The 5,896-nt window shown below is 39.8% G+C and carries 7 protein-coding genes, 4 tRNA genes and 1 pseudogene; all 12 read left to right on the top strand.

All coding sequences use genetic code 11. From position 1 onward, the window contains the following. Positions 1-45: 45 nt before the first annotated feature. A tRNA-Tyr gene (locus WBJ10_RS11955) sits at positions 46-126 on the top strand. A gap of 131 nt (positions 127-257) precedes the next feature. Next, positions 258-330, top strand: a tRNA-Gly gene (locus WBJ10_RS11960). Between the two features lie 80 nt (positions 331-410). After that, a tRNA-Thr gene (locus tag WBJ10_RS11965) sits at positions 411-482 on the top strand. Positions 483-544: 62 nt separating this feature from the next. After that, positions 545-1,732 (top strand): elongation factor Tu, encoded by a 1,188-nt coding sequence (gene tuf, locus WBJ10_RS11970; RefSeq protein WP_424290590.1) that lies wholly within the window; start codon positions 545-547, stop codon positions 1,730-1,732. Between the two features lie 109 nt (positions 1,733-1,841). Beyond that, positions 1,842-1,912: transfer RNA gene (locus tag WBJ10_RS11975), tRNA-Trp, on the top strand. A gap of 17 nt (positions 1,913-1,929) precedes the next feature. Further along, positions 1,930-2,124, top strand: a complete 195-nt coding sequence (gene secE, locus WBJ10_RS11980) for a preprotein translocase subunit SecE (RefSeq protein ID WP_424290592.1) — start codon at positions 1,930-1,932, stop codon at positions 2,122-2,124. A 10-nt stretch (positions 2,125-2,134) separates the two neighbouring features. Next, on the top strand, positions 2,135-2,677 hold the full coding sequence (gene nusG, locus WBJ10_RS11985) for a transcription termination/antitermination protein NusG (protein WP_424290594.1): 543 nt from the start codon (positions 2,135-2,137) through the stop codon (positions 2,675-2,677). Positions 2,678-2,805: 128 nt separating this feature from the next. Further along, complete coding sequence (gene rplK, locus WBJ10_RS11990; protein ID WP_079700630.1) at positions 2,806-3,249, top strand: 50S ribosomal protein L11; 444 nt, start codon at positions 2,806-2,808, stop codon at positions 3,247-3,249. A gap of 21 nt (positions 3,250-3,270) precedes the next feature. Beyond that, positions 3,271-3,969 (top strand): 50S ribosomal protein L1, encoded by a 699-nt coding sequence (rplA, locus tag WBJ10_RS11995; RefSeq protein WP_424290596.1) that lies wholly within the window; start codon positions 3,271-3,273, stop codon positions 3,967-3,969. 2 nt (positions 3,970-3,971) lie between these two features. Continuing rightward, positions 3,972-4,490 (top strand): 50S ribosomal protein L10, encoded by a 519-nt coding sequence (gene rplJ / locus WBJ10_RS12000; protein WP_424290598.1) that lies wholly within the window; start codon positions 3,972-3,974, stop codon positions 4,488-4,490. A gap of 59 nt (positions 4,491-4,549) precedes the next feature. After that, positions 4,550-4,930 carry a 50S ribosomal protein L7/L12 gene (rplL, locus tag WBJ10_RS12005; protein ID WP_424290600.1) on the top strand — a complete coding sequence of 127 codons (381 nt, stop codon included), beginning with the start codon at positions 4,550-4,552 and terminating at the stop codon, positions 4,928-4,930. 148 nt (positions 4,931-5,078) lie between these two features. Then, positions 5,079-5,896 (top strand): annotated as a pseudogene (gene rpoB / locus WBJ10_RS12010) (DNA-directed RNA polymerase subunit beta); the annotation flags it as partial.

Raw genomic sequence — 5,896 nt, forward strand, 5'->3', positions numbered from 1 at the left:
TCAGTAGGTCATTGGTTCGATCCCGATAGGAGGCTCAGAAATGTTGGGGGGGTTCCAGAGCGGTCAAATGGGACGGACTGTAAATCCGTTACTTCGGTTTCGAAGGTTCGAATCCTTCCCCCCCCACGATCAAATTAGCAAATTAGCAAATTTGAGAATTAGCAAATGAAGCATTGGTTATCTAGAACTTTGTGAATTTTGTTAATAATGTTGCCCGATTTGCTAATTTGCTCATTTGCTAATTATCAAATTAACAAGCGGAAGTAGCTCAGTTGGTAGAGCGATAGCCTTCCAAGCTATAGGTCGCGAGTTCGAACCTCGTCTTCCGCTCAACGGTTCATTGTTTGCCAGATGTTGGTTCATTGGTTTACACTTCAGATGAATGACATGAACCTGAGAGCAAGCAATAAGCCGACGTAGCTCAGCGGTAGAGCACTTCCTTGGTAAGGAAGAGGTCATGGGTTCAAGTCCCATCGTTGGCTCTAGATTGTATTTTAGAATTAGAACAATAATAAAATTAACCTAATAATTAGTATAAAACAAAATGGCAAAAGAAAAATTTGACCGCAGTAAGCCGCATTTAAATATCGGTACTATAGGTCACGTTGACCACGGTAAAACTACACTTACAGCCGCTATTACGAAAGTATTAGCTGATGCAGGATTTTCTGAAGCACGTTCATTTGATTCAATTGACTCTGCTCCTGAAGAAAAAGAAAGAGGTATCACCATCAATACTGCACACGTGGAGTATTCAACCGCTACCCGTCACTATGCTCACGTTGACTGTCCAGGTCACGCGGATTATGTGAAGAACATGGTTACAGGTGCTGCTCAAATGGATGGTGCTATCATCGTAGTTGCTGCAACTGATGGTCCAATGCCACAAACTCGTGAACACATCCTTCTTGCCCGTCAGGTAGGTGTACCTTCATTGGTAGTTTTCATGAATAAAGTTGACATGGTTGACGATCCAGAATTACTTGAATTAGTAGAAATGGAAATCCGTGAACTATTAAGCTTCTACGAATTCCCAGGTGATGATATTCCAGTTATTCAAGGTTCTGCTTTGGGTGGTTTGAATGGCGATCCTAAGTGGGTTGGTAAAATTCTTGAGTTAATGGAAGCTGTAGATAACTACATTCCAATTCCTCCACGTTTGACAGAACTTCCTTTCCTTATGCCGGTTGAAGATGTTTTCTCGATCACTGGTCGTGGAACTGTTGCTACTGGACGTATCGAAAGAGGAGTAATTAACTCAGGTGAGCAGGTTGATATCTTAGGTATGGGAGCTGAAAACTTAAAATCTGTAGTAACAGGTGTTGAGATGTTCCGTAAGATATTAGACAGAGGTGAAGCTGGTGATAACGTTGGATTATTGTTACGTGGTATTGAGAAAACTGATATCCGTCGTGGTATGGTTATTTGTAAACCAGGTTCAGTAACCCCGCACACTGACTTCAAAGCTGAGATTTACGTATTATCAAAAGCAGAAGGTGGACGTCACACTCCATTCTTTAACAAATATCGTCCACAATTCTATTTCCGTACAACAGACGTTACAGGTGAGATCACTCTTGCTGAAGGAGTAGAAATGGTTATGCCAGGTGATAACGTTACAATCAGCGTAAAACTGATCAACGCAATCGCGATGGAAAAAGGTCTTCGTTTCGCTATCCGTGAAGGTGGTAGAACTGTTGGTGCCGGACAGGTGACTGAAATTGTAAAGTAATCAATTTCTTATAAAGGTTAATTGGATAACATAAGTCCCTTTATTGTGGACTTATGTTTTCTTATAATACACAGGCTGAGTTTTTATTGATAAAACGCAGTTTATATTGACGGGAATAGTTCAATGGTAGAATAGAGGTCTCCAAAACCTTTGATCAGGGTTCGAATCCTTGTTCCCGTGCTTACGCTAAATAAAAGATGGCTAACGTAGTAGAATTTATAAAAGAATCATATACCGAAATGACCCAGAAGGTTACCTGGCCTACTTGGGGAGAATTGCAAAATTCAGCTGTATTGGTGTTAATAGCATCTATAATTATATCGCTAATTATTCTGGCTATGGACGAAACGGCGGGCAGAGCGCTGAAGTTGTTCTATAATTCTCTTTCCTAATTAAGTTACTATGAGCGATCAATTGAAATGGTATGTGGTTAGGGCGGTTAGCGGTAAAGAAAAGAAAGTTAAGCAGTATTTAGAAGCAGAGGTAAATCGACTTGGAATTTCCCATCTAATACCTCAGGTATTGATACCGATGGAAAAATTCTACCAGATGAAAGATGGTAAGAAGATCGCTAAAGAGCGGAACTTCTATCCTGGTTACGTTCTTATTGAAGCCGCTTTAGATGGCGAGCTTGAACATGTTATTAAAGGAATCAATAGTGTTATTGGTTTCCTTGGCGATAAAGGCGGTAATGCAGTTCCTATGAGAGCGGCTGAAGTTAACCGGATCCTTGGTAAGGTTGATGAAATGGCTGAACAGGGAGAATCCATGAATGTTCCTTACTATGTTGGTGAGAACGTCAAAGTAATGGATGGTCCATTTAACGGGTTTACAGGCGTTATCGAAGAGGTTAATGAAGAGAAAAAGAAACTTAAGGTGATGGTTAAGATCTTCGGAAGAAGGACACCACTTGAGTTGAATTATATGCAAGTCGAAAAGGAATAGATTTGAGATATGAGACAACAGATTTGAGAATTTCTCACATCTCACATCTCATTTCTCACATCTCCATACAGTCTTAAATGTTACATAGCTTCCACTACTAACATTGAGTTACAAATAAATCAATAAAAATGGCAAAAGAAGTCGGTGCTTTAATAAAATTACAGATCAAAGGCGGCGCTGCAAATCCATCTCCACCAGTAGGTCCCGCCTTGGGAGCGAAGGGTGTGAACATTATGGAGTTTTGCAAGCAATTTAATGCGCGTACCCAAGATAAGCCAGGTAAAGTTTTACCGGTTGTAATTACTGTTTATGTCGACAAGTCATTCGATTTTATCATCAAAACTCCTCCTGTAGCAATCCAATTATTGGACGCCACGGGTTTAAAGAGTGGATCTGCAGAGCCCAACCGTAAGAAAGTTTCCAGTGTAAACTGGGAGCAGGTTGAAAGCATTGCGAAAGATAAAATGACCGACTTGAACGCATTTACTGTCGAGTCAGCCATGAAAATGGTTGCTGGTACAGCACGCAGTATGGGAATTACCGTTAGCGGTGATGCACCCTGGAATAATTAATTATACAAATCAGTTTAAGAAGTGGCTAGATTAACAAAAAATCAAAAACAGGCACATTCAAAAATTGAGGCTGGGAAAGCATATTCATTAACTGCAGCTGCGGCTCTGGTTAAAGATATCACAACTACCAAATTTGATGCTTCGGTTGACCTGGACGTACGCTTAGGTGTAGATCCGCGTAAAGCGAACCAAATGGTACGTGGTATTGCAACTCTACCTCATGGAACCGGTAAAACTGTCCGTGTTTTAGTTCTTTGTACTCCTGATAAGGAAGCAGAAGCTAAGGCAGCAGGTGCAGATTACGTAGGTTTAGATGAATACATTGCCAAAATAGAAGGCGGTTGGACTGACGTTGATATCATTATTACAATGCCTAGTGTTATGGCTAAAGTAGGTAAACTTGGACGTGTTTTAGGTCCTCGTAACCTTATGCCTAACCCTAAATCAGGAACTGTTACCCCGGATGTGGGTAAAGCAGTAACGGATGTTAAAGGTGGTAAGATCGATTTCAAGGTTGACAAAACAGGAATTATCCATGCCTCTATTGGAAAAGTATCTTTTGATGCGGAGAAAATTTATGAGAACGCACTTGAAGTAATTCAGGTAATTTCAAAATTGAAGCCTTCAGCAGCCAAAGGAACTTATTTCAAAAGCATACATATGTCTTCGACTATGAGTCCGGGAATCGAAATTGAAACTAAATCAGTAGCGGGGATCTAATCATGAGAAAAGAAGAAAAACACGACGCTGTCGTTGCTTTAACAGAAACGATTGCTGAATACGGTAATTTCTACATTACCGATACAGCAAATCTGTCTGTAGCAAAAGTAAATGATATTCGCCGCAAATGTTTCGATAACGGTATCAAAATGCAGGTTGCTAAAAACACCTTGATCAGAAAAGCTATGGAAGCTTCTCAAGGTGATTATAGCGAAATCTTTGATGTACTAAAAGGATCATCATCTATTTTATTCTCAAAATCAGCAAACGCTCCGGCAAAACTGATTAAACAATTGAGAAAAAGTGGTGATAAGCCAGTACTTAAAGCAGCATACATTGATTCCGCCGTATTCATTGGCGACAATCAATTGGATGCATTGGTTAACCTTAAATCTAAGGAACAATTAGTAGCAGACATTATTGCATTGCTTCAGTCTCCAGCTAAGAATGTTATCTCTGGCTTACAGTCAGGTGGAAACAAACTTGCAGGAATTGTTAAAACATTACAAGAAAGAGGTTAAAGAACTACCTGAAAGTTCAATTAAATTATTCAAGTACAGAAATTTTAAAATAAAATAAAATGGCAGATTTAAAATCGTTTGCTGAGCAATTAGTAAACTTAACAGTAAAAGAGGTTAACGAATTAGCTCAAATATTAAAAGATGAGTATGGTATCGAGCCAGCAGCAGCAGCAGTTGTAGCGGCAGGTCCAGCAGCAGGTGGTGATGCACCAGCGGCAGCAGCAGAACAAACTTCTTTCGATGTAATCTTGAAAGAAGCTGGTGGTTCTAAATTAGGTGTTGTTAAATTGGTTAAAGATCTTACAGGCTTAGGCTTGAAAGAAGCTAAAGACTTAGTTGACGGTGCACCAAAAGAAGTAAAAACTGGTGTTGATAAAGCAGAAGCTGAATCATTGAAAAAAGCACTAGAAGAAGCTGGAGCTACTGTTGAGATTAAGTAATCTCAATTCATAACTTTATGGCCTTAGACTCCGATTTTCATCGGGGTCTATTGCCATTTCTATAATACCCATTTGATGTATGACTTACATCTCCGCACCTCGCGGGAAACAAGTCGAAGTTTATTTACTTAAATAAATTCTCAGTCCCTTGGCAAACAAAATTAAGCAATCCGAAAGAGTAAATTTTGCTACCAGTAAGCATGTGATGGATTATCCTGACTTTCTGGATGTTCAATTACAATCTTTCAGGGAATTTTTTCAACTGGAAACTACTTCAGACAACCGTCATCAAGAAGGTTTGTTCAAAGTGTTCTCTGAAAATTTTCCGATCTCTGACTCAAGAAACATCTTCGTTTTAGAATTTCTTGATTACTTCATTGATCCCCCGCGTTATGATATACACGAGTGTATCGAGCGTGGTTTAACGTATAGCGTCCCGTTGAAGGCTAAGCTTCGCTTGTCTTGCAACGATGCGGAACATGAAGATTTTGAAACAATAGTTCAGGATGTTTATTTGGGAACGATCCCTTACATGACACCTAAAGGAACTTTTGTTATTAATGGTGCGGAACGGGTAATTGTATCCCAGCTTCACCGTTCTCCAGGTGTGTTCTTCGGTCAAAGCCGTCACACCAACGGAACTAAATTGTATTCAGCCCGTGTAATTCCGTTTAAGGGTTCCTGGATCGAGTTTGCTACCGACGTAAACAACGTCATGTATGCTTACATCGATCGTAAGAAAAAATTCCCTGTAACTACATTACTTCGTGCCATCGGTTATGATTCAGATAAGGATATTCTTGAACTTTTTGAATTAGCTGATGAAGTTAAGGTAAATAAGTCGGGTTTGAAGAAAGCTGTTGGACGTAAGCTTGCTGCTAGAGTGTTGAAGAAATGGGTCGAAGATTTCGTGGATGAAGACACTGGTGAAGTTGTTTCAATTGATCGGAATGAGATCATTATGGA

Source organism: Daejeonella sp., from assembly GCF_049655485.1.
Taxonomy (GTDB): domain Bacteria; phylum Bacteroidota; class Bacteroidia; order Sphingobacteriales; family Sphingobacteriaceae; genus Daejeonella.